The following is a 23,957-nucleotide window of genomic DNA, read 5'->3' as shown; positions in this document are numbered from 1 at the left end:
GCTCTTTCAGCCGCGGCGCATCAGCGTCGACTTGCCGAACAAGCTCGCGATCAGTTCCACCGCCACTTCGGCCGTCTGGTTGCGCACGTCCAGCGCGGGGTTGAGCTCCATCACGTCCAACGAGCCGAGGCGACCGCTGTCGGCGATCATCTCCATGCACAGCTGCGCTTCGCGGTAGGTGGGCCCGCCCCGCACCGTGGTGCCCACCCCCGGGGCCACGTCGGGGTCGAGGAAGTCCACGTCGAAGCTCACGTGCAGATGCGTGTGGGCATCGAGCATCGCGAGCGCCAGCTCCATCGTGTGGCGCATCCCCATCTCGTCGATGTAGCGCATGTCGAAGACTTCCAGACCCATCTCGTGCACGAAGCGCTTCTCGCCTTCGTCCACGCTGCGGATGCCGATCTGCCTCACCCACGAGGGCTGGATGGCCGGCACATGGCCGCCCAGTTCGACCAGCGGTGCCGGCCCGTGGCCGCACAGGCACGCCACCGGCATGCCATGGATGTTGCCGCTGGGCGTGATGAGGCTGGTGTTGAAGTCCGCATGGGCGTCGAGCCACAGCACGCGCAACTTCTTGCCCTGTTCGCGGCAGTGCCGGGCGACCGCGCTGATCGAGCCGATGCCCAGACAGTGGTCGCCGCCGAGCAGGATGGGCAGGCGGCCGGCCTGGAGCTCGTGGTAGACGGCGGTGTGCACCTCGCGGTTCCAGGCCACCACCTCGCTCAAGTGACGGTATCCGTCCACCGGGGCCTGCCACGGGTTGGGCGGGCCGTTGAGGTTGCCGCGGTCCAGCACTTGGCAGCCCAGGCGCTCCAGCACCGGCTGCAAGTTGGCCACGCGCAGGGCCTCCGGCCCCATCGAGACGCCGCGGGCGCCGGCTCCGACGTCGGTCGGCGCGCCGATCAGGCTCACCAGTCTGGGCATGTTCCGTCCTCTTGCGGCAGTGGTACTCATCCTTGTGCCCCCGGGGCTTGCGCCCTACCCCGCGAGGGGGTCACGGCCCGGCTCCGGGCGGCCGAGCGCCGGCCTTATATCTTTGCCCCCGGGGCTTGCGCCCCACCCCCCGAGGGGGTCACGGCCCGGCTCCGGGCGGCCGAGCGCCGGGCCTTATATCTTTGCCCCCAGGGCTTGCGCCCCACCCCCCGAGGGGGTCACGGCCCGGCTCCGGGCGGCCGAGCGCCGGGCCTTATATCTTTGCCCCCGGGGCTTGCGCCCCACCCCCCGAGGGGGTCACGGCCCGGCTCCGGGCGGCCGAGCGCCGGGCCTCAGGGCGTGTCATCCGGCTCACCCGCGCCGGTCGGCCGCGGGTCGAGGGTGTACGACGCGCAGATGATCTCCCACGCCTCCTCGGCGCTCTCGACGAAGCGGAAGAGCTCGACGTCCTGGGGCGAGATCATGCCCGTGTCCACCAGCACGTCGAAGTTGACGAGCTGGCTCCAGAACTCGCGGCCGAACAGCAGGATCGGGCGGCGGCGGCACTTGCCCGTCTGCATCAGTGTCATCACCTCGAACAGTTCGTCCAGCGTGCCGAAGCCCCCCGGGAAGCACACCAGCGCGATCGAGCGCATCAGGAAGTGCATCTTGCGCAGCCCGAAGTAGTGGAACAGGAAGCACAGCTCCGGGGTGATGTAGGGGTTGGGCTCCTGCTCGTGCGGCAGCACGATGTTCAGGCCCACGCTTTTGCCGCCGGCTTCGAAGGCGCCGCGGTTGCCCGCCTCCATGATGCCGGGCCCGCCGCCGGTGGCGACGTAGATCGGCTGGTCGAGTTCGCGCGAGGCCTGCGTGACCAGGCGCGCGAATCGGCGCGCCTCCTCGTAGTAGAACGACATTGCCAAGCGCCGCTGCGCCTGCGCGATGAGATTCGCATCGCCTGTCTGGCGGGCCTCCTCGAGGAGTTGTTCGGCCACGTCGCGCGGCGGGATGCGCGCACTGCCGAAGATCACCACCGTCGATTCGATCCCGTGCTCGCGCTGCACCAGCTCGGGCTTGAGCAGCTCGAGCTGCAGCCTCACGGGGCGCAGTTCGTCGCGCAGCAGGAACTGGGTGTCCGTGAAGGCCAGGCGATAGGCACTTTCCGGTCCTCCGTAGCGGGGCAGCTCGGTGGCGGCGGCCGCGTCGTCTCGCGCGGTCGGGAAGTTGCGCGCTGTCAGGTTCTGGCGTCTGTTGTCCATCGTGATTGCCATGTCAGTTGCTCCACTGCGCATCGCGCGTTCGGCCGACGCACGCCGGCGTCGCGCCCGCCCGCGTCGGCGCGGGTCGAAGGTTCGGGGGCGAGTTCATCTCACCGGGGGCGAGGGCGCGCTCGGGGCTGGTGCGCTCATCGCCATGCGCCGCCGCACACGGGGCATCCGGGCTGGCGGGGCAGGCGGATCTCGTTCCATTCCATCGTGCGCGCATCGAGCATCTGCAGCCGACCGGCAAGCGAAGTGCCGACGCCCGCGAGGAGCTTGAGGGCCTCGGCCGCCTGCACGGCGCCCACGATGCCCACCAGCGGCGCGAACACGCCCATCGTCGCGCAACGCACTTCCTCGAACTCCTGGTCCGGCGGGAAGATGCAGGCATAGCAGGGCGAGGCCTCGTCGCGCGTGTCGTACACGGCGATCTGGCCGTCGAACCGGATGGCCGCGCCGCTGACCAGCGGCCGGCGGTGCCGCACGCATGCGACGTTGACGGCGTGCCGGGTGGCGAAGTTGTCGCAGCAGTCCAGCACCACGTCGGCGCCGGCGACGAGTTCGTCCAGGAGCCGGGCGTCGGCGTGGGCGCACACGGGCTCGACATGCACCTCTGGGTTGAGCGCCGCGACACGCCGTGCGGCCGAGCGGGCCTTCGGCTCGCCGAGCGACGACATGTCGTGGATGATCTGGCGCTGAAGATTGGTGAGATCGACTCGGTCGTCGTCCACGATCGTGAGACGGCCCACCCCCGCCGTGGCGAGGTACAGGGCGGTGGGCGAGCCCAGGCCCCCGGCGCCGATCACCAGAGCGTGCGCGGCCAGGAAGCGCTCCTGGCCTTCGACCCCGACCTCGTCGAGCAGCAGGTGACGGCTGTATCGCAGCAGCTGGTCGTCGTTCATGCCGGCAGGATACCGAAGAAGCCGGCCCGCGTGCCCCCCGGCGAAACGACATCGCCCGCCACAGGGCGGGCGATGGGAAGGTGGAGGAGGGGCGATGCGGCGGCGCGGCCGACAAGCCGCACCGCGTCGGTGCCGCGTCAGTTCGTCTCGCCGTCCTGGTCGGGCTTGCGCTCGGTGAGCGTCTTGGAGACGAGCACCGGCTTGCCCTTCAGGCGGTTGAGCGCCTGTTGCAGCTGGAAGTCCTCGGGGCTGCCGAACTCGGGCAGCGGCTTGGGCGCGCTCTTGCTCTGCTTGGCGGCTTCTTCCTCCAGCCGCTTGAGCGCTTCCTCGCGCGCTTTCTCGCGCGCCGGGTCCTTCACCTCCGGCTCCTTGCCGCTTTGCAGGTGTTTTTCGAGGTCCGCCTCGCGCAGCCGCAGCGCCGAGTAGACGTTGCCTTCCGGCGTCTCGTCCAGCATGACGTCGGGCACGATCCCCTTGGCCTGGATCGAGCGGCCCGCCGGCGTGTAGTAGCGCGCCGTCGTGAGCTTGAGCGCAGTCTCGGCCGAGATCTGGCGCACCGTCTGCACCGAGCCCTTGCCGAAGGTCTGCGATCCCATCACCACGGCGCGTTTGTGGTCCTGCAAGGCGCCGGCCACGATCTCGCTGGCCGAGGCCGAACCCTCGTTGACGAGCACCACCAGCGGCACCGTCTTGACGGCTTCCGGCAGGCGCTTGAGGGGATCGGGGCCGCCGCGGCGCACGTAATACTCGGGGCTGGCCTTGAACACTGCCTTGGACTCCGGAATCTGGCCGTTGGTGCTCACGACCGTCACGTCCTTGGGCAGGAAGGCCGCGGCGACGGCCACCGCGCCTTCCAGCAGGCCGCCCGGGTCGTTGCGCAGGTCGAGCACCAGGCCCTTGAGGTTCGGGTCCTGCTTGTACAGATCCTCGAGCTTGCGCACGAAGTCCTCGACGGTGCGGTCCTGGAACTGGCTGACGCGCAGCCAGGCGTACCCGGGCTCGACCATCTTGGCGCGCACGCTCTGCACGCGGATCTCCTCGCGCACGATGCTCACCGGGAAGGTGCGGCCCTCCGACTTGCGGAAGATCGTCAGGATCACCTTGGTGTTCGGCTCGCCGCGCATGCGCTTGACGGCCTGATCCAGCGTCAGGCCCTTGACGGCGGTGTCGTCGATCTTGGTGATGAGGTCGCCGCTCTTGAGGCCGGCGCGAAACGCGGGCGAGCCTTCGATGGGGGAGACTACCTTGACCAGGCCGTCTTCCATGCCGATCTCGATGCCCACGCCGACGAAACGGCCCGACGTGCCCTCGCGGAATTCCTTGAAGCTCTTCTTGTCGAAGTACTGGGAGTGGGGGTCGAGCCCGGCCACCATGCCGGCGATCGCGTCGGTGATGAGCTTCTTCTCGTCGACCGGCTCGACGTAGTCGGACTTGACCATCCCGAAGACCGCGGCCAGTTGCTGGAGCTCTTCCAGCGGCAGGGGAGACAACGCGTTGCGCGCGGTTGCCTGCAATTGCATCGTGGCCAGCGCGCCCGCGACCGCTCCGAGCGAGATCCAGCCTGCAATCTTCAGTTTGGCACCCATGATGCGTGCAGAGTCCTTTCGGGGGGTGGGGCAGGCCCAGCGAGAAGAGGCCGGCCCAGGGGCTTCAGTATAGGTTCGTTGGAGTCCCGCTTGCTGCAAAAAGTTGCAGTCCCCACCGCCAGCATGGGGCCGCGCGGTCGGCTCAATCGCGAGCGGCCCGGGGAAAAGTCACGACGTGGTCCACTTCGGGGCGGATGCCGATCCATTCGCCCACGGAGTGGTTGTGGTGGGAGGGCACGTGCGCCAGCACCTCCTCGCCGGAGGCCAGTCGCAAGGTGTACAGGAACTCCGACCCGCGGAAGGCCTTGCGCTCGATGCGGGCCTTCACCGGACTCGCGTCGTCGTGGACGATGTCGTCGGCGCGCAGCAGCACTTCGCACTCGCCGCCCGGATAGGCGCCCGGCAAGGGGCACTCCTCGAGGTCCAGCAGGTCGCCCAAGGGGGTGCGCACCACGGGGCCGTGGTCCGAGTCCACGATGCGGGCGGGCGTGAAGACGCCGTGCCCGATGAAGTCCGCGACGAAGCGGGTGGCCGGGCGGTGGTACAGGTGATAGGCGTCGTCCCACTGCTCCAGGCGCCCCTGCTGCATCACGCCGATTTCGTCGGCCACCGCAAAGGCCTCGAACTGGTCGTGCGTGACGAGCAAGGCGGTGATGGAGGCCTGCTTCAGGATGTTGCGCACCTCCTGGGCCAGCCGCTCGCGCAGCTCGACATCCAGGTTGGAGAAGGGCTCGTCCAGCAGCAGCAGCCGCGGGCGGGGGGCGAGCGCGCGCGCCAGCGCGATGCGCTGTTGCTGGCCGCCGGACAACTGGTGCGGAAAGCGCGAGGCCACCGGCCCCAGGCCGACGAGCTCCAGCATCTCGGCCACGCGCCGTTCGCGCTCCGCCCGCCCGAGGCGGGGCAGCCCGAAGGCGACGTTCTCGGCCACGGTCAGGTGCGGGAAGAGGGCGTAGTCCTGGAACACCATGCCGATCTGCCGCTTCTCGGGCGCCAGGTGGACTCCCCGGCCCGCAGAAGCCTCGCTCAGCACGTCCTCACCCAGCCGGATGCAGCCCTCGGCGATGCGTTCCAGGCCCGCTACCGCCCGCAGCAGCGAGGTCTTGCCGCAGCCGGACGGGCCGATCAGGGCGCCGATCTGGCCGGCCGAAAGCGCGAGGCTCACCCGGTCGACTGCCGGGTGCAGCGCCGCGGCGCCCGGGTAGCGCACGGTGACTTGCTGCAGTTCGAGGAACATCGAAACAACACCATGTGCGCCCCGCAAGGCCGCACATGGGAATGAGTGTCATTTGCACCATTGTAGGGCCGCGGCGAGGCGGCCGAGTGCCGGGCCTTAGGCGGGCTGCAAATGGGTGGTTGCGAGCACGGCGGTGTCGTCTCGTGGCCAAGTCGCGCACCATGCTCAGGCCCAGTCCCGTGCCCTGGCCGGCGGGCCTCGTCGAGAAAAAGGGCTCCACCACCCGCTCCATTACTTCCGGCGAGATGTCGCCGCCAGCGTCAGCCGCCAAGGGCAAGACGTGATCGCCCGGCTGCACATCGTGACGCCGGGCGGCGCAGGAGGCGTCGATGTGCACGTTGGCGACCATCCTTGATGGCCTCGCCCAGCGTGCGGCGCGGCAGGCTCTCCATGCCACGCGCATGGGGCGGAACACGGAAGGCGTGCGCACAGAAGCAGCGGGCATGCCCGGGCGAGGGCGGGCCGGGCGGCGGGCCCTATCATACGCACCGCCTTCGACAACCTCTCGCCGCGGCGGCCGTGCCGCGGCTGCCCTCGGGCCTGGTCGCCCCCCTGGGCCGACCGCACAAGTACCCTCTTGCGTCTCGATGCGTCTGCTCACGCTTTGTGCCTTGCTGCTCGCGCTGCCCGTGCTGGGCGTGGTCGGCTCCTGGGCGCTGCTCGATGCGGGCAGCTGGTCCACCGTGGTGCATCAATGGCAGACGGTGCTGCCCGGCTACGCCGGCACCTCGCTGCTGCTGGCCCTGTGCGTCGCGCTCGGGGTGGCCGCCGTCGGCGGAGCCACCGCGGCGGCGGTGACGCTGTTCGAGTTCCCCGGACGGCGGATCTTCGAATGGGCGCTGCTGCTGCCGCTGGCGATGCCCGCCTATGTACTGGCGTATGCCTACACCGACTTCCTGCAGTACAGCGGTCCACTGCAGACGGCCCTGCGCCGCTGGACGGGCGCCGAAGGAGCGATGCTGCCCGACGTGCGCAGCTTCGGCGGCGCGGTGCCGGTGTTCGTGCTGGCGCTGTATCCCTACGTCTACCTGCTCACCCGCGCGGCGCTGCAAGAGCGCGGCGTGCACCTGATGGAAGCGGCCCAGCTGCTGGGCGCTGGCATGTCGCGGCGGGTGTTGAAGGTGGCTTTGCCGCTGGCGCGGCCGGCTCTGGCAGCGGGCGTGGCGCTGGCCTTGATGGAGACGCTGGCCGACTACGGTGTGGGCTCCTACTTCGGCCTTGCCACGTTCACCACCGGCATCTACCGGGCCTGGCTGTCCATGGACGATCGCCTGGCGGCGGCGCAACTCGCGACGGCCTTGCTGGCCGTCGTGGCCCTGCTGCTGTGGCTGGAGCATCGGGCCCAGCGGCGCATGCGTTTCGTGACGGCGCGCCCCGGCGGGCCGCGGGGGCAGGAGGCGCGACCGCTTCCCCTCGTCGGGCGCGGACGCTGGATCGCCTGGGCGGTGTGCGCCACGCCGATCGTGCTCGGGTTCCTGCTGCCCGTCGTGGTGCTGCTGCACTTGCTGTGGCAGGAGGCGCAGTATTCCGAATTCGGCATCCCCTGGGGGCGCTTCGCGCAGTGGAGCTGGACGAGCTTCAAGCTGGCCGGCATCGCCGCCTTGGCTGCGGCCGTGCTCGCGCTGGCCTTGGCCTTCGGCATTCGACAAGGGGCTCGGCCCGGCCTGCGGCTCGCCGCGCGTGTGGCGGGGCTGGGCTATGCGGTGCCGGGTGCCGTCATCTCGGTGGGCATCCTGCTGCCCGCGGCCTGGGTGCAGGGCGCCTGGCCGGGCAGCGGTGCCACGGCTTGGGTGACGGGGACGATCCTCGGGCTGCTCTACGCCTACCTGGTGCGGTTCTCGGCCGTGGCGCTGCAGTCGGTCGAGGCCGGCTATGCTCGCATTCCCCCCAGCATCGACGAATCGGCGCGGATGTTGGGAGCTTCGCGCGCCCGGCTGCTGGTCGGCGTGCACCTGCCGCTGCTGCGGCGCTCGGTGGTGGCTGGCGCGCTGCTGGTGTTCGTGGACGTGATGAAGGAGTTGCCGGCGACGTATTTGCTACGCCCCTTCAACAACGACACGCTGGCCGTGGTCGCCTACCAGCTCGCCAAGGACGAGCGGTTGGGCGAAGCCGCGCTGCCCTCGCTGGCCATCGTGGTCGTGGGGCTGGTGCCGGTCGTGCTGCTGTCGCGGGCGATGCACCGGCGATGAGCTGCCGCTCTGGTGCCCGCCGGCCCCGCCCGGGGCGGCGAACCGTGCATTGTTGGCAACCGCATGTCGCCCGGGCCATACATGCCGACCGTTTGCGTCCGATAAAGCAAGGGCGCCTCCCTGCGTTCACGGGGGACCACGGCGTCGCCGACAAGAGCTAGGGATGTGCATGAGCGGCTTCAGAGGGCCCCCGACCGGCGGGTTGTTCACGAAAGCGGTCCGGCCGATGGCGTGGCTGGTGCTCGTGCTCGGCCTCGCCTTCACCCTGTGGGGCTGGCGCGACGCCGCACTTCGGCTGCAGGAACAGGCCGATGCGTCTTTCGACGACTATGCCGCCAGGGTGTCCAGCCGCATCGGCGAGCGCTTCGAGCAGTACATCGACTTCCTGTTGACATTCCAGAGCCTTTTTCATTCCAGCGAGCACGTCACGCGCGAGGAGTTCCGCCGCCACTTCGAGGCGCTGCAATCGCGCTCCCGCTATCGCGCGGTGCTCGCGGTGCAGTACTCGCAACTCGTGGAGGAGCGCGAGCGCGAGGCGTTCGAGCGCCGCGTGGACGGGGAGCTTCACGGGCTGCTGCCCGCGGGGGCGCATTACCGGATCCACCCGGCTGGCGGGCGTGCGCTGTACCTGCCGGTCATCTACAACGAGCCGATGCGCGGCAACGAAGTGGCGATGGGCTTCGACAGCCTGGCCTCGCCGCTGCACAAGCGCACCGCGGAGATGGCGCGCGACGAGGGGCGGCCGATGGTCTCCGGCCCGGTGGAGCTGATGCAAGGCGGGCGGGGGCTGTTGATCCGCGTGCCCGTCTATGCGGGCGGGGCCGTGCCCTCCACGCTGGAGGGCAGGCGGGCCCGCTACGTGGGACAGGTCTCCGGCGTGTTCCGGGCGGTGAACGTCATCGAGGACGCCATTCCCGATCTGCCCCCCACCATGCGGCTACGCGTCGAAGACGTCGGGCCGACAGGACTGCCCGGGAACCTGCAGCCGTTCAGCCGGCCGGAGCTTTTCTACGACAGCCAGGAGGGCGTGTTCCAGCCGGACGGCGCCGACCTGAGGCAGCATGGCGTGTCGCTTGCCGGGCGGCTGTGGGTCGTGCAGGTGGCGCGCAGCCCGGTGTCCTGGCTCACGCAGCCGCTGCCGCTGTCCATCCTGGTCGGCGGGACGCTCGCCACGCTGTCGGCGTTCGGGGTGCTGCTCGGCTTTGCGAACCGATACCAGCATGCGATGCGCATTGCGCACCAGCTCGACATCCAGGCCCGTCAGAGCGCACGCCGGTTGGCGGCGGTGATCGAGAGTTCGGCCGATGCCATCGTCACCCTTGACGCCGAGGGCGTCGTGCGCAGCGCCAATGCCGCCGCGCAGCGCATGTTCGGCGTACCCGACGGCCGCGTGATCGGGCGCTCGATGCGCGACTTTCTCGACGACGGTGCTCCCGCCCAGCTCGCCGGTCGCGGCCTGCGCGAGACCATCGCCACGACGATGAGCGGCGCCCGGTTTCCGGCGCAGGTCGCCTTCAACGAGATGTCGATGGAGGGCGAGCGGCACTACGTGGGCATCGTGCGCGACATCTCGCAGTGGCACGAGGCGCAACAGCGTATCCATCACATGGCGCACCACGATGCGTTGACGGGCCTGCCCAACCGTGTCTTGCTGGAGGACCGTCTGCGACAGGCCGTGGAGCGCGCCAAACGCGAGAAGGGCCGGCTGGCCGTGCTGTTCGTGGACCTGGACCGGTTCAAGAACATCAACGACAGCCTCGGTCACCACGTGGGCGATCGGGTGCTGTGCGAGGTCGCACGGCGCCTGAGCGGCGCCGTGCGCTCGAGCGACACGGTGGCACGTATGGGCGGCGACGAGTTCGTCGTGCTGCTGCCGCAGATCGCCGCGTTGGAGGACGCGGAGCTGGTGGCGCACAAGATCCTCCACGTGCTCGAAGCCCCGATCGACGACGGCGGTCACGAACTGCGGGTGACGGCCAGTGTGGGCGTGGCGCCCTATCCGGAATGCGGCGAGGACCCGGCCACGCTGATGCGCCATGCCGACAGCGCCATGTACCACGCCAAGGAGGCCGGGCGAAGCACCTACCGCGTGTACGGACCGGACGGTCGGGCCCCGTCGGTGCGGCTGTTGCGGCTGGAGGCCGAGTTGCACCGCGCGCTGGAGCGCGACGAACTGCTGCTGCATTTCCAGCCGCAGTTCGACTGCGCCAGCGACCGGCTGGTCGGCGCCGAGGCGCTGCTGCGCTGGCACCGCGAAGGAGAGCTGGTGTCTCCGGCCGAGTTCATTCCCCTTGCGGAGGAGACGGGACTGATCGTGCCCATCGGCGCCTGGGTGCTGCGCTGCGCGTGCACCCGCACTCAGGCCTGGCGGCGCACGCATGGCGTGCCGTTGCGCGTGGCGGTCAACATCTCGCCTCGGCAGCTCGAGGCAGGCGGGTTGGTGGAGACTGTGGCGTCGGCGCTGCAAGCGTCGGGGCTGCCGCCCGAGGCGCTCGAACTCGAGCTCACCGAGAGCGCCCTCGTACGCGACCCGCAGGCGGCGGCGCGCACGCTGGGCGAGCTGAGGTCGCTGGGGGTGAGCCTGGCCATCGACGACTTCGGCGTGGGCTACTCGAGCTTCGCGTACCTGCGCGAGCTGCCGGTGCACAAGATCAAGATCGACCGCTCGTTCATGGCGGCGGTGCGCACCGCCCAGGGCGATCCACGCCTGGTGCGCGCGCTCATCGCGATCGCGCACAGCCTCGAAATGGGCATCGTCGGCGAGGGGGTCGAGACGCCCCACCAGCTCCAGCTGCTCAAGGCCAACGGCTGCGACATCGCCCAGGGGTACCTGCTGGGCGCACCGATGGACGAGACAGTGTTCGCGCGACTGCTGGAGGGGGCGCGCCAGGTGGCGGCGGCCGAATGAGGCCCCAGGGCACGGCAAGGCTGGTCCCCCCGACAGGAATCGAACCTGTATCTAGCGCTTAGGAGGCGCTCGTTCTGTCCATTGAACTACGGCGGGACTCAAGCTCCATTGTAGGCAAGCGCCGCCGCCCTCCGCTGCGGGCGGGTCAGTTCCACCGGAAAATCCAGATCAGGTCCACCCCCGCGTCTTCCCCCGTCTGGGCGCGCAGGGTGAAGCGTTGTGCGACGCGGTAGATGAGCTGCCAGGACCCGACGGTGGATCTGAGGCTGCGCTCGTAGCCCACGTACACGCGCTCCGAAATGCGCTTGCCCACGGAAACGATGGTTTCCTGCACGGCGCCGTCGGTCTGGCGCACCGAGAGTTCGTCCAGCGGCAGGTTTTTCAGGACGCTGCCCGCATCGCCACTCCCGTCGCCGGCCAGCAGGGCCCAGGCGGCGCGCTGCAACAGCAGCGTCTGGTTGCCCGCGAGGGTGTCGTAGCTGCGGCCGGTGACGAGCAAGGCGAGCTTCTCGGTGTCCGGCAAGTTGGGGTCGGAGAAGAGATTGACGCGCGGGTTGAGCGCGCTGCCGGTGACCGTCACGCCCACCCGCGTTTCCATCCTGGGGCGCACGGCGACGATGTCCAGCCGGGGGTTGTCCAGCGCGCCGACGAAGGTGAGCACGCCGCGCTCGATTTCCAGCTCCTGCCCGTAGGCCTCGTACTTGCCCTCGACCGTGCGGATCTCGCCGTGGGCGGCGAGCCGGCCTTGGGGCGAAGTGAGCCGCAGCTCGCCGGTCAGCCGGCTGTCGATGCCGCGCCCGCGCAGCTGGAAGCGCTGGCCCAGATTGAGCACGAGGTCCAGATCGAGTGCGCGGGCGAGCGGGCCGGGCTGGCGGGGCAGCGGGGCGGTGTCTTCGAGCGGCGCGTCGCCCGGGCGGCGCACCACCACGTCCTCGGAGAGACTGGGTGCATCGGCCCGACTGATGTCCACCAGCCCTTCGTCGGCGCGCACCCGTCCCCGCACCACGACGCGCTCGGGCTGCAACTGCACCTGGGCATCGCCGCTGATGACGACGCGCCGGTCGACGCGCGTCAGGAGCGCGAAGCGCTGCGCCACGAGTTGCAGTTGCGCCTGCGGCGCCTCGCCCAGGCGGGCCTGGCCGGTCAGCTCGATCTGGCCGTCTCCGGCAGCAAAACGGAAGGCGTCGATGCGCGCCGACTCGCCCTGGAAGGTGATGCGCACGACGCCATCGCGCAATGCCACACCTTCGAGGGCGTTGCGCACCGCCAGGTGCTGGCCGACGAGCTCTCCGGTGAGGTAGGGCGAGCCGAAGGCGCCCGACAGCGCGAGCTGGGCCGATGCCTGTCCCCCCAGGCGCCATCCGGCCGGCACCCACACGCCCCACGCCGCGAGGTTCTCCACCGCGATCTGCAGGCGCCCGGTCACCGGCGCCTGCGGTTCGGGCCACAAGGCCAACGGCGAGGTTCGCACCGTCTGCTCGCCGGCCACGAGCCCCAGCCCCGCGCCTTCGACGCGCTGGGTCAGGCGCCACAGACCGGCCTGGGCCTCGAAGCGCAGCGCCGCGTGCCGCAGACCGAGCCTTTGCACGCTGCCGAACTCCACGATCTGCAAGTCGCCGCCGGTGCGTTGCAGTTCGATCAGGCCGCTCACCTCAGGAGTGGAGCGCAGCCGGAACCGACCGCCCACGCGCAGGTCGCCCGCCCAGCCGAAGTCCGGCTGCAACCGCTTGAGCAACGGGGCCACGGCGAACGGCTCCACGTCGCCGTCCAGCGCCAGTTCGCGCCGATCGCCCTCGCGCGACCAGCGCGCCTCGCGCCAGGTGAGCGAGGCCCCCAGCCCTTGCAGCCGGCCCGGTTCGAGCGTCCACGATTCGCTCGCCCCTGCGCGCCTCCACACGAGCCGCAGGTCGCGGGCTTCGAGCAGGGGCAGGGCCTCCTCGCGCGGGGCCGCCGTGGCCGAGGCGGCGGGCCGCAGGAGGAAGGCGGGGATGCGGACATTCCATTGCGACGCCTCGCCCACCTGGGTGTAGGCGCCGTCGAGTTGCAGCGTGAGCAGCAGCGGCGAAGTGACCGGCGCATCGACCGCCACGCCCGGCGCGGCGGCCGCGCCCTTGTCGGGTTGGCTGGCCGCCACGGCCGCTTCGGTGCGTGCCCCCTGGCGCAGATGGGCTTCCAGCGTCAGGCGGTGGTCTCCCGCGTGCCCTTGCGCGGTGGCGTGGGCGCGGGTCACGGTGAGGCCCGCGAGCTGCAGCCCTTCGAGGTCGAGCAGGCCCTCGATGGGCGCGCCTTCCCGCAGCGCGCCTTGCCAGCGGCCGTCCAGACGGTCCAGCGCGTACCCCCCCAGCCGCCCTCCGCGCAGCTGGGCCTGGCCGTCGGTCTGCAGCCCGGCGGGGGGCGCGCCGTCCACCCACCACGCGCCCAGCCCGCCACGGGCGCGTGCCTCGAGGCGGCCGCTGCCCTGCAACCCGCTCCAGCCCAGCGCCTGTGCCCACGCTTGCAGTTGCCGCAGGTCCGGGGCGTCCACCGACAACGTGAGGCGATCCCCCGGGTCGGGCGCTTGGCCCGCGGCCGGCGGCCGCAGACGCGCCTCCAAGCGCGCGGTGTTGCTGCCGGCGCGCGCGTGCGCCTGGGCATCCCACACGCCCTGCCGGGCACGGGCGGTGGCCTCCAGCTCGAGCGCTTGGCCGGCGAGCACGCTGTCGACGAGTTGCACGAGGACTTCGCCGCTCGCGCGTCGGCGCCAGTCGCCCGCCGCCGCGCCGAGCGGCCATGCGCCTTGCAGGCGGGCCCTTGCATTGAGACGGCTGTCCGTCGTCGCCCAGGCCGACCCGGGCTCGGGCGACCACCACAGCCGGGGGTCGAAGTCGCGCGCGTCCACCTCGCCCGTCACGTTCCATGCCTCGGGGGCGCGTTGCGCCATCCCGCGCAAGGCCAGCCGGGCGCCGCCTGCGCGCACTTCCGAGGGCAGCAGTTCGATGCGCTGCGGCGTGGCCCGTGCCCGCGCCTCCAGTGTGAATTCGCGCGGTGCCGCGGCCGCCCGGCGCCCGCGCCCCGGCGCAGGGGCAGGCGGCGTCCACAGGCCCTGCAAGCGCGCGCCGAGTTCGACCAGGCTGTAAGGGGCCCCGGTGCCGGCCGGCGCGCGCTGCACGGCGGCCTCGAGCGGGCCGTTCAACTGCACTGGCGGGGCCCGCCGGTCCAGGGCGGCCAGGTCGAGCCCGTCGAAGCGCAGGGCCAGCGTGAGACGATCCTGGCGGTAGCCGCCGCTGCCCGCGAGCCGCCCGGCCGGCCGGCCGTCGGCACCGAGTGCGGCCAGTTCGGCGCGTTGCAGCGTCCAGTCGTCCCGGGCGCCGCGGGCTTCGAGGCGCAGTTCGCCCACGGGCAGCCGGCGCGTATCCCAACGGCCCGCTGCTGCATTGCGAAGCTGCAAGCTGAGGGAGAGCGGCTCCCCCGCCGCCTGCGGCAGTCGGGCCGTCGCCTGGCCGTTCAGCTCCGTCGTGGGGGCGCGCGGGGTGAAGGCCGCCAACAGCCGGGCGAGATCGACCCGCTCGAACGATGCTTCGACGCGCGCCAGAGGCGCCGCGGAGAACGGTGTGAGCGTGCCGCGCGCCTGCAGGCGCTGGTCCTGCATCGCCACGTGAGCCTGAACCTCGACCTGCGCCAGCGGGCCGCGCGCCGTGGCCTCGGCCTCCACACCGCGAGCCCAGGCCGGCACGGCGTCGGGCCCGGTGGAAGGGTCGCTGCGCACCGAGCTGCGCGCCTGCAAGGCGAAGGGCGCCGCCGCCTCCAGCCGCGCCTCGCCCTGGAGGAGCAGTCCGTTCCAGCGGGCGGACAGCGCGCCCAGCTCGTGCACGTCTGCGAGCACGAGGCGCTGCACCCCGAGGTCGCGCACCGGCACGGCCACCCCGGGCAGGAGCACTTCCGCGATGGCGAGGCGCCCGACCGTCAGCCAGACGGGTGAGCGCAGCGTGGCGGGCGGGCCGCCAACGCGGGCCGAGGGGCGCGGCGCCCCGCGCTCGATGATTGCCCGCTGCGCCTCGAAGATGGCCACCTCGACGCGCGCGTGGGGGCTCGCCCATTGCCAGCCCCCCCAAGTCAGCCCTTGCCAACGCAGCCCGTGCAGGGTCCAGCGCGTCGAGCCGAGATCCAGCCGCACCAGGCGGGCCTGGAAGTCGCCGAGCAACGCCCCCTCGACGCCTTCCACCTGGACGCGCGCCGTGCGGCGCTGGAGCTGATCCAGCAGCCACCGGGTGCCCGCCGGCTCGACGAGCATCCACCGCGCCGCCAGCCCCAAGCCGAGCACCAGGGCCAGCACGAGCCCCAGCACCGCGGCGATCGTCACTCGCGCGTTGCGACGCCGGCCCGGCGCGGCGGGCGGGCGCGGCGCCGTGTCGCCAGGCGAGGGGGCGCGCGGCTCGTCCATCAGAAGGTCACTCCCACGCTCAGATGCAAGCGAAAGCGCTTGACCTCGTCGCCGTACGCGATGTCGGCGCGCAGCGGCCCGATCGGGCTGCGCCAGCGCACCCCGGCGCCATAACCGACCACCGGCTTCCAGTCGGCCCAGCGCCGGGCGGCATGGCCCGCATCCACGAAGACCGCGCCGTACCAGTCGCGCAGCCGGCTCGAGATCGGCCACATCAGCTCCGCGGTGCCGGTGGCGATCACCGGGCCGCCCACCACGGCGCCGTCGCGCACCGGGCCCAGGGTGCGGTAGCCATAGCCGCGCACCGAGTCGTCGCCCCCGGCGCGGAAGAGCAGCGAATCCGGCACGCGCAGCCCGTCACGCGTGAACACCTGACCCACCTGGCCGCGCAGCAGGCCGATGCGCTGGCCGGGCAGGGGCCAGTACGTGTGAGCATGCAGCACCGCCCGCGCGAACGGGCCTCGGTCGCCTTGTGCATCGTCGGTCACGCCGCCGCCGCCCTGGGCCTGGACCACGACACCGCGCGTGGGAAAGACGATGCTGTCCACGCGGCGCCAGGTCCACTCGTAGTTGGCCCACAAGGCCCGGTCGGTGGTCTGCCCCGAGGCCGTCTCCAGGCGGGTGCGGTTGAACTCCAGGTAGTACAGGCGGCTGATGCGCTCCGTGTCCTGCGAGCGGCCGTACCGCACCGACTGGGTGTCGGTGCGCGCGCCGCCCGCATCGAGCATCTCGGCCGCGAGCGAGAAGAGGTTGCGGTAGCCGTCCTCCTTGGGATAGGAGAGCAGGTCCAGCCCGATGTCGCGCTGGTCCCGAGCGAGCTTGATACGGCCGGTGGCGATCCATTCGAAGCCGAAAACGCGGCGATGGGTGTACTCCACCCCCGCGCGCGGGCCCGTGTTGGTGCTGAAGCCCACGCTCACCGTGGCCGACTGCAGCTTGTTCTCCCTCACGCGTACGATGACGGGGGCCGCTTGCGCCTGTTGCGGGTCGCCCTCCAGTTCCACCGCCACGCCGGCGTAAAGCCCCGAGCGCTGCAAACGCTCCTGGTAATCGAGGAGCATCTTCTCGGTGAAGATGTCGCCGGTGTCGAAGGGGGCCAGGTTGCGCACCGCGTCTTCGGTCGTGCGTTCCACCCCTTCGACGCGGATGGGGCCGACCCGGAACAACGGACCGCTGTCGGCCACGACGAAGATGCGCACCTGATGGGTCGTCGCATCCACCTGCGCGACCGTGCCCGCATACGAGGCCGCGGGGTAGCCGTCGGCGCGCAGGCCGCCCAGGAAGGCGTTCTTGGCGGCGGTCCATGCCGCTTGGGTGAACGGCGTGCCGGGTTTCAGCGGCCAGCGTTCCTTGAGCGTCTGCGTCAGGCTGGCCGCATGCGCATCCCCGCCCTCCGCCAGATCCTGCAGGTCGCCCTGGATCTCCAGCGTCAGGCGCCCGATGGAGGCGCGAGGCCCGGGCTGGACCTCCACCACCACCTGCGCGGGCTCTCCGGGCGCGCTCGGCTCGCGGCGCGCCTGGACTTGGGCCGCGAAGTAGCCTTCGGTCTCCAACAGGGCGCGCGCTTGGGCCGGGGCGGCGGCAATCAGGCGGCCGAGCTCGAGCTCGGTGATGTCGCTCTGCCCCCGGAACCGCGCCAAGTCCAGGTGCCGCTCGAGCAGGTCGTCCAGCCCCGAGGGCGCTTCCACCCGCAGCCGGTATTGCACGGCAGGCAGGCCACCCGCACCGGGAGCCCCTGATTCCTCAGGCGCAGAAGCAGGCGCCGCGGGCGGCTGCGCGCCGCTTGGGGCTTCGGCTGCGGCCTCGGGGGCGGAGGCGGGGGCCGAGGTCTCCTGAGCCAACGCCGGCCCCCCGAGACCGAGCGCCGCGACCAGCCAGAGCGCCAGGCACCATCTCATCCGGCGCTTACTTGCTGAGCAGCCGCATCGCCTGTTCCAGGCCCGTGAGCGTGAGCGGGAACATGCGCTGGTTCATGATCTGCTGGATGATGGAGATGGACTGTCGGTAGGCCCACACCCCCTGAGGCTCCGGATTGATCCACACGTACTTGGGGAACGCATGGGTGAGCCGCTGCAGCCACTCGGCGCCCGGCTCCTCGTTGTTGTACTCGACGCTGCCGCCCGGCTGCAGGATCTCGTAGGGGCTCATCGTCGCGTCGCCGACGAAGACGAGCTTGTAATCCTTGTTGTACTTGCGGATCACGTCCCAGGTCGGGAACTTCTCGCTGTAGCGCCGGCGGTTGTTCTTCCACATGTAGTCGTAGACGCAGTTGTGGAAGTAGTAGAACTCCAGGTGCTTGAACTCGGCCTTGGCCGCGCTGAAGAGCTCCTCCACCCGGTGGATGTGCTCGTCCATCGTGCCGCCCACGTCCATCAGCAGCAGCACCTTCACGTGATTGTGGCGCTCGGGCACCATCTTGATGTCCAGCATCCCCGCGTTGGCCGCGGTGCTGTGGATGGTGTCTTCCAGGTCCAGCTCCAGCTCGGAGCCCTCGCGCGCGAAGCGGCGCAGCCGGCGCAGTGCGACCTTGATGTTGCGGGTGCCCAGTTCCAGGGAGTCGTCGTAATCCTTGAACTGGCGTTGGTCCCACACCTTGATCGCGCTGCGGTTGCGCGAGCGGTCCTGGCCGATGCGGATGCCCTCGGGGTTGTAGCCCCACGCGCCGAAAGGCGACGTGCCGCCGGTGCCGATGTAGCGGCTGCCGCCTTCGTGCCGCTCCTTCTGCTGCTCGAACAGCTCCTTGAGCCGCTTCATCAGCTCGTCCCAGCCGAGCTTTTCGATCTGCGCCTTTTCCTCGGGCGAGAGCTCCAGCTCCAGCCGCTTCTGCAGCCACTCCAGCGGAATGTCCTTGCCGAAGTCGGTGAGCAGCTCCACGCCCTTGAAGTAGGCCGAAAAGGCCCGATCGAACTTGTCGAAGTGGGCCTCGTCCTTCACCAGCGTCGTGCGCGCCAGGTAGTAGAACTTGTCGATCGTGGGGCCGCCGTCGTCGTCGATCACGCCGTGCTGGAGCGCCTCGAGCAGCGTCAGGTACTCCTTGATCGAGACCGGCAGCTTGGCCGTGCGCAAGGTGAAGAAGAAGTCGATGAGCATGGCGTGTCCTTCGCTCGGCTATTGTGGCAGCGCCGCGCGGCGCGTGGTGTATCGCCGGGTTCGCGGTGGGTGCCTGCACTCAGGCGGTCGACGGGGCCGCGGCAGGGGCTGGGCGCGCCGGCACGCCGTTTGCCTGCCGGGCGCAGCACCCATTGACCTGCATCCAAAGACAGGGAGCCGAACGACCATGGACACCCACCGCCCGAGCGACAGCGCTCTGATCGACCGCGACCTCGTCGCCCGCGCCCTCGAGATGGCCCGCCCCATGATCGAGGCGGCCACGCTCGACGGCCGCATCAACGGCAGCGGCGTGTTCCATGTCGTGGTGATGGACCCGGCCCGCACGCCGCTCAATGCCAGCTTCGAGGAGGCGATCCTGTGCGAGCACACCTACGGCAAGCAGCGAGCCGAATGGGACGCGGACTACGCCGGCTTCGCGCGGGCCAAGGCGCGGCTGAGCTGGCTGCACGGGCAGGACAGCTTCCGGCTGCAGACGGCCCAGGCGCACCGGCTGCGCCCGGGCGACACCGCGCTGTGGGGCAGCGTCTGGCTGGACGGCATCGTGGTGGCCGCCAGCGGCGCCGAGGCCGAGTTCGACGAGGCTTTCTCGGGCGCCATCGCGATGCTGCTGCGGGCGCTGGCCAAGGAGGCGCTGCGGCAGCGCCCGCGGGAGCTGTACTACCGCTGAGCTTCCCCGCTGAACGCGAGCGGGCCGACGCCCCGCCCAACTCGCCGGCGTGCGCGGGGGGCCAGGGGCTCCGCACGCACGCCGTGGCCTTCGAGCACCACCGGCCGCGGGTCGATCACCGGTTGTGCTTCTGCATGAACACGAGCTTCTCGAAGAGCGTCAGGTCCTGCTCGTTCTTGAGCAGCGCGCCCACCAGCGGCGGCAACACCACCTTCTCGTCCTTGCTCTGCAGCGCCTCGGGCGGAATGTCTTCGGCCACGAGCAGCTTGAGCCAATCGAGCAGTTCGCTGGTCGAGGGCTTCTTCTTCAGGCCCGGCAGGTTGCGCACGTCGTAGAAGTTCTTCAGCGCCGCGGCGAGCAGCTCGCGCTTGAGGCCGGGGAAGTGCACCTCGACGATCTTCTTCATCGTCTCGGGATCGGGGAAGCGGATGTAATGGAAGAAGCAGCGGCGCAGGAAGGCGTCGGGCAGCTCCTTCTCGTTGTTCGAGGTGATGAAGACCAGCGGCCGGTGCCTGGCGCGCACCATCTGCCGCGTCTCGTACACATAGAACTCCATGCGGTCGAGTTCGCGCAGCAGATCGTTCGGGAACTCGATGTCGGCCTTGTCGATTTCGTCGATCAACAGCGCCACCGGCTGCTCGGCCTCGAAGGCCTGCCACAGCACTCCCTTGACGATGTAGTTGTGGATGTCCTTGACGCGCTCGTCGCCGAGCTGGCTGTCGCGCAGCCGGCTCACCGCGTCGTATTCGTACAGGCCCTGTTGCGCCTTCGTGGTCGATTTGATGTGCCACTGCAACAGCGGCATGCCCAGCGCGCGCGCCACCTCCTCGGCCAGCATCGTCTTGCCGGTGCCCGGCTCGCCTTTGACGAGCAGCGGGCGCTTGAGCGTGATCGCCGCATTGACGGCGAGCATCAGGTCCTGGGTGGCGACGTAGGTGTCCGAGCCTTGGAACTTCATGGAAGCTGAGCTGGATCAGAGCGTTGAAGGGGTCCGGCGAGTATAAGAGCCCTGCATATAATGAGGGGTTGCTTTCGAAAAACCCGAAACTTCCCGCGCAACCCCATGAAGAAAGTGCTTTCCACGATGACGGTGCTGGCCGCTGCGGCCGGTGTCATGGCCGGCTTTGCAGGCGCTGCCCACGCGCAGGACGCGAAGGCGGGTGAAAAGAAGGTGTCGCTGTGCATCGGCTGCCACAACATCGCGGGCTACCAGTCCAGCTTCCCCGAAGTGCACAAGGTCCCGAAGATCGCCGGCCAGAACGCCAAGTACATCGTGGCCGCGCTCAACGCCTACAAGAAGGGTGAGCGCAAGCATCCGACGATGCGCGGCATCGCCGAATCGCTGAGCGACCAGGACATGGCCGACATCGCGGCCTACTACGAGCAACTGGCCCAGGCCGCGCCGGCCCCGGCCAAGCCCACCAAGGAGCCCAGCGCGCAGGTCGCGCAGCTGCTGCAAAAGGGCGCGTGCGTGTCGTGCCACGGCGAGAACTTCAGCAAGGCCATCGATCCGAGCTACCCCAAGCTCGCGGGTCAGTACGCCGACTACCTCTTCGTCGCGCTCAAGTCGTACAAGACCGAGAACAACCGCTACATCGGCCGCGCCAACGCGATCATGGCAGGGCAAGTCAAGCAGTTCAGCAACGTCGAGCTCAAGCAGATCGCCGATTACATCGGCTCGCTGCAAGGCGAGCTCAAGACGGTCGAGCAGGACCGCTTCCGCTGATCGCCGGCCCGGCGCCCGGCGAACCACCATGCCGCCTGCGGGCGGCATTCGTTCACCTGAAGCGCGCGCCGTTGCTCGCGTGGCAGCCCGGCGGATGCGAGGCGAGGTCCTCCAGGATCGGGCACTCGGGCCGGTCGTCGCCGTTGCAATGGGTGGCGAGTTGCTCCAGCGTGTGCTTCATCGCCTGCATCTCCTCGATGCGGCGCTGCAGATCGGCCGCATGTTGCAGCGCCACGCGCTTGACCTCGCTGCTCGCCCGCTGGCGGTTGCGCCACAGTTGCAGCAGCGTGCGGATCTCCTCGATGCCGAAGCCCAGATCGCGCGCACGTCGAATGAAGCGCAGCGTGTGCAGCGAGTTGTCGTCGTACTGGCGGTAGCCGGAGTCGGTGCGCGCCACCGGGGGCAGCAGGCCCAGGCTCTCGTAGTGCCGGATCATCTTGGCGGACACGCCTGTGGCGGCCGCGGCTTCACCGATGTTCATGACGCGTCTCCTTGCTGGGGCGCCTGCTGACCGGACGGGCGCCAGCGGGTGAGCGTGAGCGCGTTGGTCACGACGCTCACACTGCTCAAGGCCATGGCGGCCCCGGCAATCACCGGGCTCAGCCCGCCCAGCGCGGCCAGCGGGATGCCCACCACGTTATAGACGAAGGCCCAGAAGAGGTTCTGGTGGATCTTGCGCGTGGTTCGGCGCGAGATGTCGATCGCGTCGGCCACCAGCGCCGGGTCCCCGCGCATCAGGGTGATGCCGGCGGCGTGCATCGCCACATCGGTGCCCGAGCTCATCGCCATGCCGACGTCGGCCGCGGCCAGCGCCGGCGCGTCGTTGATGCCGTCGCCCACCATGGCGACGCGCCGCCGGCCCTCGCGCAGCTGGGCGACGATCGCCGCCTTGTCGGCCGGCAGGACCTCGGCGCGCACTTCGTCGATGCCCAGCTGCGCGGCGACCGCCTGGACGCTCCCGGCGTTGTCGCCGCTCACCAGCACGGTGTGGATGCCGCGCCTGTGCAAGGCCGCCACGGCCTGCCGGGCGGTGCGTTTGACCCTGTCGCCGAAGGCGAGCAGGGCGATGAGCCGCGGTGCCTCGGCGCCTTCGGCCAGCCAGGAGACGGTCCGGCCTTCGGACTGCAGGCGCGCGGCCAGCTCGGCGAGCGCCGAGCGATCGACCCCCAGTTCGTCCATCCACCGCGTGCTGCCCAGGCTCAGCGTGCGGCCGTCCACCTCGGCCTGCACCCCTCGCCCGGGGACCGCCTTCACGGCCGAGGCCGGCGCGGGCGCGATGCCTCGGGCCTGCGCGGCTTCCATCACTGCACGGGCCAGCGGATGCTCGCTGCCGGCCTGCACGCAGGCCGCCAGCGCGAGCGCCTGCTCGTCGGTGCCTCCCGCCACCGCATGCAGCGCCACGAGCTGCGGCCGTCCTTCGGTCAGCGTGCCGGTCTTGTCGAACGCGACCACCTGCACCGAGTGCGCGATCTCCAGCGCCTCGGCGTCTTTGATGAGAATGCCGTGGCGGGCGGCCGTCCCGGTGCCTGCCATGATGGCGGCCGGCGTCGCCAGGCCGAGCGCGCACGGGCAGGCGATGACGAGCACCGCCACTGCATGCAGGACCGCGGCCTCCCAGTCGCCCACGGCCAAGCCCCAGCCGAGCCACGTGAGCACGGCAATTGCGACGACCACCGGGACGAACACCGCACTGACCCGGTCCACCAGCCGCTGGATCGGGGCTTTGGCCGCCTGCGCGGATTCCACCAGGCGCACGATGCGGGCGAGCGCCGTCTCGGCGCCCACGGCGGTGGTGCGCAGCCGCACCAGGCCCTCGCCGTTGACCGAGCCCCCGGTCATGCGGTCGCCCGGGTGCTTGGCCACCGGCAAGCTCTCGCCGGTCAGCATGGATTCGTCCGCATGGGTCTGTCCTTCGACCACCTCGCCGTCCACGGGCACGCGCTCGCCGGGGCGCACGATCACGACGTCGCCCGGCTTCACCTCGCCGATGGGCACCGGCACCTCGCGTCCTTCGCGCCACAGGCGGGCGGTGTCGGGGCGCAGAGCCTGGAGCGCCCGGATGGCCTCGGTCGTCTGCCGCTTGGCACGCGCTTCGAGCCACTTGCCCAGCAGCACGAGCGTGATCACCACCGCCGAGGATTCGAAGTACAGGTGCGGCATGCCCTCCGGGTCCTGCAGCCAGAGCCAGACGCTCAGGCCGTACGCGGCGCTCGTGCCCAAGGCGACGAGCAGGTCCATGTTGCCGGTGCCGGCACGCAGGGCCTTCCAGCCCGCCCGGTAGAAGCGGGCACCCAGCCAGAACTGCACCGGTGTGGCGAGCAGCCATTGCCACCACGCCGGCAGCATCCAGTGGCGGCCCAGCAGATCGCCGACCATCGGCACGACGAGCGGCAGCGACAGCACGGCGGCCAGCGCGACGGCATGGCCTTCGGTGAAGCGCTGCGCCCTGGCGCCCGCGGCCGGCCGTTGGTCGGGCAGCCGGGCGTCGTAGCCGGCCCGGCGCACCGCCTCGCGCAGCGCCTGCGGCTCGACGGTCGGCAGGGCCTCCACCATCGCCGTCTCGGTGGCCAGGTTGACGCTGGCGGACGCCACCCCCGGCACCTGGCGCAGCGCCCGCTCGACACGAGCGACGCACGAGGCGCAGGTCATGCCCTCGATGCACAGGGCCACCGGGCGGTGCGGCACACCGTAGCCCGCCTCCTGGACGGCCTGCACCAGCCCCGGCAGGACGTCCGGGGTGGCGGCCTGCACGGTGGCCGTCTCGGTGGCAAGATTGACGTTGACCTGCCGCACCCCGGGCACCTTGCCCAGGGCGCGCTCCACGCGGCCGACGCAGGAGGCGCAGGTCATGCCTTGCACCGGAAAGGACAGTTCGATGGGGGAAGCGGTGTTCATGGCGCCAGACTAGACCTTCACATGATGTGAAGGTCAAGCCCCGTGCCGAAGGCCCCGCGCGCCGCGGGGGACGGCGCCTCCATTCTTGCCTTTGGCACACACGCCGGTCTGCGGCAGGGGATACGTGCGGGCCCTTGGCACGGCGGAG

Annotated in this window: 15 protein-coding genes and 1 tRNA gene; 4 read left to right on the top strand and 12 right to left on the bottom strand. The window is 70.6% G+C overall.

What is annotated here, in order from left to right; translation table 11 throughout:
* Window positions 1-6: 6 nt before the first annotated feature.
* The 5 genes from rocF to OMP39_RS11300 form a co-directional block, all read right to left on the bottom strand.
* Window positions 7-924 carry an arginase gene (gene rocF, locus OMP39_RS11320; RefSeq protein WP_264891829.1) on the bottom strand — a complete coding sequence of 306 codons (918 nt, stop codon included), beginning with the start codon at window positions 922-924 and terminating at the stop codon, window positions 7-9.
* A 341-nt stretch (window positions 925-1,265) separates the two neighbouring features.
* Complete coding sequence (locus tag OMP39_RS11315) at window positions 1,266-2,171, bottom strand: LOG family protein (protein WP_264891828.1); 906 nt, start codon at window positions 2,169-2,171, stop codon at window positions 1,266-1,268.
* A 146-nt stretch (window positions 2,172-2,317) separates the two neighbouring features.
* A complete protein-coding gene (locus tag OMP39_RS11310) occupies window positions 2,318-3,073 on the bottom strand; it encodes a HesA/MoeB/ThiF family protein (protein ID WP_264891827.1) in 756 nt (251 codons plus the stop codon).
* Window positions 3,074-3,210: 137 nt separating this feature from the next.
* A complete protein-coding gene (locus tag OMP39_RS11305) occupies window positions 3,211-4,659 on the bottom strand; it encodes a S41 family peptidase (RefSeq protein ID WP_264891826.1) in 1,449 nt (482 codons plus the stop codon).
* 142 nt (window positions 4,660-4,801) lie between these two features.
* Complete coding sequence (locus tag OMP39_RS11300) at window positions 4,802-5,893, bottom strand: ABC transporter ATP-binding protein (protein WP_264891825.1); 1,092 nt, start codon at window positions 5,891-5,893, stop codon at window positions 4,802-4,804.
* A gap of 587 nt (window positions 5,894-6,480) precedes the next feature.
* On the opposite strand from OMP39_RS11300, the gene OMP39_RS11295 reads away from it, so the two are divergent.
* Window positions 6,481-8,082 (top strand): ABC transporter permease, encoded by a 1,602-nt coding sequence (locus OMP39_RS11295; protein WP_264891824.1) that lies wholly within the window; start codon window positions 6,481-6,483, stop codon window positions 8,080-8,082.
* 169 nt (window positions 8,083-8,251) lie between these two features.
* A complete protein-coding gene (locus tag OMP39_RS11290) occupies window positions 8,252-10,990 on the top strand; it encodes a bifunctional diguanylate cyclase/phosphodiesterase (protein ID WP_264891823.1) in 2,739 nt (912 codons plus the stop codon).
* A gap of 21 nt (window positions 10,991-11,011) precedes the next feature.
* On the opposite strand, the gene OMP39_RS11285 is transcribed toward OMP39_RS11290, so the two are convergent.
* From OMP39_RS11285 to OMP39_RS11270, 4 genes are all read right to left on the bottom strand, one after another.
* A tRNA-Arg gene (locus OMP39_RS11285) sits at window positions 11,012-11,086 on the bottom strand.
* Window positions 11,087-11,135: 49 nt separating this feature from the next.
* Window positions 11,136-15,410 carry a translocation/assembly module TamB domain-containing protein gene (locus tag OMP39_RS11280; protein ID WP_264891822.1) on the bottom strand — a complete coding sequence of 1,425 codons (4,275 nt, stop codon included), beginning with the start codon at window positions 15,408-15,410 and terminating at the stop codon, window positions 11,136-11,138.
* On the bottom strand, window positions 15,410-17,116 hold the full coding sequence (locus OMP39_RS11275; RefSeq protein ID WP_264891821.1) for an autotransporter assembly complex protein TamA: 1,707 nt from the start codon (window positions 17,114-17,116) through the stop codon (window positions 15,410-15,412). The genes OMP39_RS11280 and OMP39_RS11275 overlap by 1 nt, the downstream gene beginning before the upstream one ends.
* Window positions 17,117-17,315: 199 nt before the next feature.
* On the bottom strand, window positions 17,316-18,500 hold the full coding sequence (locus OMP39_RS11270) for a vWA domain-containing protein (RefSeq protein ID WP_264891820.1): 1,185 nt from the start codon (window positions 18,498-18,500) through the stop codon (window positions 17,316-17,318).
* A 187-nt stretch (window positions 18,501-18,687) separates the two neighbouring features.
* Between OMP39_RS11270 and OMP39_RS11265 the strand changes: the two genes are divergently transcribed.
* Complete coding sequence (locus tag OMP39_RS11265; RefSeq protein WP_425340628.1) at window positions 18,688-19,188, top strand: hypothetical protein; 501 nt, start codon at window positions 18,688-18,690, stop codon at window positions 19,186-19,188.
* Between the two features lie 115 nt (window positions 19,189-19,303).
* On the opposite strand, the gene OMP39_RS11260 is transcribed toward OMP39_RS11265, so the two are convergent.
* Complete coding sequence (locus OMP39_RS11260; RefSeq protein WP_264891819.1) at window positions 19,304-20,146, bottom strand: AAA family ATPase; 843 nt, start codon at window positions 20,144-20,146, stop codon at window positions 19,304-19,306.
* Between the two features lie 105 nt (window positions 20,147-20,251).
* On the opposite strand from OMP39_RS11260, the gene OMP39_RS11255 reads away from it, so the two are divergent.
* Window positions 20,252-20,914, top strand: coding sequence for a c-type cytochrome (locus tag OMP39_RS11255; protein WP_264891818.1), 663 nt, complete (start codon window positions 20,252-20,254; stop codon window positions 20,912-20,914).
* A gap of 52 nt (window positions 20,915-20,966) precedes the next feature.
* On the opposite strand, the gene cueR is transcribed toward OMP39_RS11255, so the two are convergent.
* Together cueR and OMP39_RS11245 are read right to left on the bottom strand one after the other, a co-directional pair.
* Complete coding sequence (gene cueR, locus OMP39_RS11250; RefSeq protein ID WP_264891817.1) at window positions 20,967-21,395, bottom strand: Cu(I)-responsive transcriptional regulator; 429 nt, start codon at window positions 21,393-21,395, stop codon at window positions 20,967-20,969.
* Window positions 21,392-23,809 carry a heavy metal translocating P-type ATPase gene (locus tag OMP39_RS11245; protein WP_264891816.1) on the bottom strand — a complete coding sequence of 806 codons (2,418 nt, stop codon included), beginning with the start codon at window positions 23,807-23,809 and terminating at the stop codon, window positions 21,392-21,394. Before OMP39_RS11245 ends, cueR begins: the two co-directional genes overlap by 4 nt.
* Between the last annotated feature and the right edge of the window lie 148 nt (window positions 23,810-23,957).

It is taken from the genome of Schlegelella aquatica, assembly GCF_026013905.1.
Classification (GTDB): Bacteria; Pseudomonadota; Gammaproteobacteria; order Burkholderiales; family Burkholderiaceae_C; genus Caldimonas; species Caldimonas aquatica.
Note: the sequence above shows the minus strand (reverse complement) of the source record. Positions and strands in the feature narration are given on the sequence as shown.

What these genes read in the sequence shown, in the direction of transcription:
- rocF (WP_264891829.1), bottom strand. Translation starts at nt 924, where the DNA reads ATGCCCAGACTGGTGAGCCTGATCGGCGCGCCGACCGACGTCGGAGCC.
- OMP39_RS11315 (WP_264891828.1), bottom strand. Translation starts at nt 2,171, where the DNA reads ATGGACAACAGACGCCAGAACCTGACAGCGCGCAACTTCCCGACCGCG.
- OMP39_RS11310 (WP_264891827.1), bottom strand. Translation starts at nt 3,073, where the DNA reads ATGAACGACGACCAGCTGCTGCGATACAGCCGTCACCTGCTGCTCGAC.
- OMP39_RS11305 (WP_264891826.1), bottom strand. Translation starts at nt 4,659, where the DNA reads ATGGGTGCCAAACTGAAGATTGCAGGCTGGATCTCGCTCGGAGCGGTC.
- OMP39_RS11300 (WP_264891825.1), bottom strand. Translation starts at nt 5,893, where the DNA reads ATGTTCCTCGAACTGCAGCAAGTCACCGTGCGCTACCCGGGCGCCGCG.
- OMP39_RS11295 (WP_264891824.1), top strand. Translation starts at nt 6,481, where the DNA reads ATGCGTCTGCTCACGCTTTGTGCCTTGCTGCTCGCGCTGCCCGTGCTG.
- OMP39_RS11290 (WP_264891823.1), top strand. Translation starts at nt 8,252, where the DNA reads ATGAGCGGCTTCAGAGGGCCCCCGACCGGCGGGTTGTTCACGAAAGCG.
- OMP39_RS11280 (WP_264891822.1), bottom strand. Translation starts at nt 15,410, where the DNA reads ATGGACGAGCCGCGCGCCCCCTCGCCTGGCGACACGGCGCCGCGCCCG.
- OMP39_RS11270 (WP_264891820.1), bottom strand. Translation starts at nt 18,500, where the DNA reads ATGCTCATCGACTTCTTCTTCACCTTGCGCACGGCCAAGCTGCCGGTC.
- OMP39_RS11265 (WP_425340628.1), top strand. Translation starts at nt 18,688, where the DNA reads ATGGACACCCACCGCCCGAGCGACAGCGCTCTGATCGACCGCGACCTC.
- OMP39_RS11260 (WP_264891819.1), bottom strand. Translation starts at nt 20,146, where the DNA reads ATGAAGTTCCAAGGCTCGGACACCTACGTCGCCACCCAGGACCTGATG.
- OMP39_RS11255 (WP_264891818.1), top strand. Translation starts at nt 20,252, where the DNA reads ATGAAGAAAGTGCTTTCCACGATGACGGTGCTGGCCGCTGCGGCCGGT.
- cueR (WP_264891817.1), bottom strand. Translation starts at nt 21,395, where the DNA reads ATGAACATCGGTGAAGCCGCGGCCGCCACAGGCGTGTCCGCCAAGATG.
- OMP39_RS11245 (WP_264891816.1), bottom strand. Translation starts at nt 23,809, where the DNA reads ATGAACACCGCTTCCCCCATCGAACTGTCCTTTCCGGTGCAAGGCATG.